At 43.9% G+C, this 629-nt stretch carries 1 protein-coding gene; it reads left to right on the top strand.

Annotated features, from left to right (window positions below; translation table 11 throughout):
• Positions 1-629: GTP-binding protein (locus CDG59_RS14940; protein ID WP_143225235.1), on the top strand; the 629-nt coding region annotated here is incomplete at both ends.

Here is a 629-nt window from a genome sequence, read left to right as displayed (position 1 = left end):
AAGTTTGAACGTAATAAACCACACGTAAACGTGGGTACAATTGGTCACGTTGACCATGGTAAAACAACTTTAACTGCTGCGATTGCAACTATCTGTGCAAAAACTTACGGCGGTGAAGCGAAAGATTACTCACAAATCGACTCAGCTCCTGAAGAAAAAGCACGTGGTATTACAATTAATACTTCACACGTAGAATACGATTCTCCAATCCGTCACTACGCTCACGTAGACTGCCCGGGCCACGCCGATTATGTTAAAAACATGATTACTGGTGCTGCTCAGATGGACGGCGCGATCCTTGTGTGTGCTGCGACTGATGGTCCAATGCCACAAACTCGTGAACACATCCTTCTTTCACGTCAGGTTGGTGTACCTTACATCATCGTATTCTTAAACAAGTGTGACCTTGTTGATGATGAAGAATTACTTGAATTAGTAGAAATGGAAGTTCGTGAACTTCTTTCTACTTATGACTTCCCAGGTGATGACACGCCTATCATCCGTGGTTCAGCGCTTCAAGCATTGAACGGCAATGATGGCGAATATGGTGAGAAATCAGTTCTTGCACTTGTTGAAGCGCTTGACTCTTACATCCCAGAACCAGAGCGTGCAATCGATAAAGCATTCTT

Origin of the sequence: Acinetobacter sp. WCHA29, assembly GCF_002165335.1 — a bacterium.
Lineage (GTDB): Bacteria > Pseudomonadota > Gammaproteobacteria > Pseudomonadales > Moraxellaceae > Acinetobacter.
The sequence above is the reverse complement of the archived record's forward strand: the minus strand, read 5'-3'. Positions and strand labels throughout refer to the sequence as shown.